Raw genomic sequence first — 1580 nt, forward strand, 5'->3', positions numbered from 1 at the left:
CTCTGGCGACGTCGGTTATTGGAACTGTCTGAATGCCCGTTCTCATGGTTCGGTCCGGCGGCTGACTTCGGCGGCGTAGCTGGTCCAGTCGCCGCTGCTGGCGCGTTGCCAGGCGACGGCAACGGTGATGTGGATGCCGAGCATGCGGGCAAGCAGTGCGGCGGGCAGGTCGGTGGCGAGTTGGAACAGTGCGGTGGAGCGGGACTGTCCGGGCTGGAGGCCGAGTTCGCGGAGTCGTTCGCCCATGCGGTAGGCGCTGATCGGCCGGCCGGGTTGTCCGCCGGGGAACAGCCAGGGTGAGGTTCCTTGGTCGCCGATGGCGGCGTGGCCGCGGCGGGTCGCGACGAGCTGGAGGACGAGCGTGGCGAGTGGTTCGGGGAGGACGACGGGCTCGCGGCCGAGTCGGATCCGTACTTCGTCCTTGTCGGTGTCGACGTGGTCGAGGGTGAGTCGGCTGATTGTTGCCGGCCATTGGGCGTAAAGAAGCACCAGCAGGCCGGCGACGCGGTCTTCGGGTTTGACGGTGTTGTCGTGGAGCAGCCGGCGTGCTTGTTCCCAGCGGGCCTCGGTGTCGATGATGCCGGACGGGCCGCCCCAGCGCACGGCGGGGAACTCCAGGCTGGTCAGCTTTTGCTTGTTGGCCCAGCGGACGAAGTGTCCGGCCTCGTGGCGGAGCGTGGCGCGTTCGCTGCTCAGCCAGCGGTCGAGGTCGCCCTGCCGGGCGGTGGTCAGGCTGAGGCTGTGAGCGTTGAGCCAGTCGAGCAGTCCGATGGCGGCGCGGACGCGCTGTTGGGCGCAGGCGACCTGGCTGTGGGTGGCGTTGCTGTCGGCCAGCCGGCGGCGCAGTCGTCGGAGTAGGTGCCAGACGGCGTAGCGGTGCAGCAGTTGCTGCTCGTCGGGGTCGGCTCGTGCGGCGATGGTGCGGGTGATCCAGCGCTCGAGCCGGGCCATCTGCTCGTCGCGCGGCGGCAGTGTCCCGATCGCGACCAGGACGCTGCGCAGGTGTTCGACCGGCTTGCCTGCGGGCAGCTCGTCGAGCACCTGGTGGGTGAGTTCGGTGCGGGCATCGAGCCCGCGCAGGATTGCCGGGGCGGCGCTCTTGTCGAGCCAGGCCGCCACGGTGTCGGGTCGTTCCGTCGCCGCGAGGGCCTGGTAGAGGGCTCGCAGTTCCGGCCGGATCTCGCCGCTGTCGTCGCTGAGCAGCTGGCGCAACCGCTGGTCCAGGGTGCAGCGGGCGCACCGACCGGTGTGGATGCGGCCGGGCTGCCCGCAGTTCGGACAGCTGCGCCAGAAGTCGGGGTCGGGGCGGGTGCAGGTCGAGCAGAGAGGCTTCTTGAGGGTTCCGCCGCGGACGGGCCGCATCTCATCGCAGCCGGCGCAGCGGACCCACCGTTGTTTGCAGGCCCGGCACCAGGGCTGCCCTGTGATCTTGGAGATCGCGCACGGTGCGTTGTTCCCGCAGATGCCGCAGGTCAGGATCTTCCAGGGGCGGCAGCTCGGGCAGAGCGGCCCGTTCGGGGTGCGGACGCTGACCGGGCGGCGACGATTGCAGCCGGTGCAGGTCTCCTGGTTGGCCGGGG

Annotated in this window: 1 protein-coding gene; it reads right to left on the reverse strand. The window is 70.4% G+C overall.

The features are described 5' to 3' along the window. Window positions 1–42: 42 nt before the first annotated feature. The gene (locus EV643_RS45300) at window positions 43–1362 is read right to left on the reverse strand and encodes a zinc ribbon domain-containing protein (RefSeq protein ID WP_202870083.1); all 1320 of its coding nucleotides are present in this window, start codon (window positions 1360–1362) and stop codon (window positions 43–45) included. Window positions 1363–1580 lie beyond the last annotated feature (218 nt).

This window comes from Kribbella caucasensis (assembly GCF_004361855.1).
Classification (GTDB): Bacteria; Actinomycetota; Actinomycetes; order Propionibacteriales; family Kribbellaceae; genus Kribbella; species Kribbella caucasensis.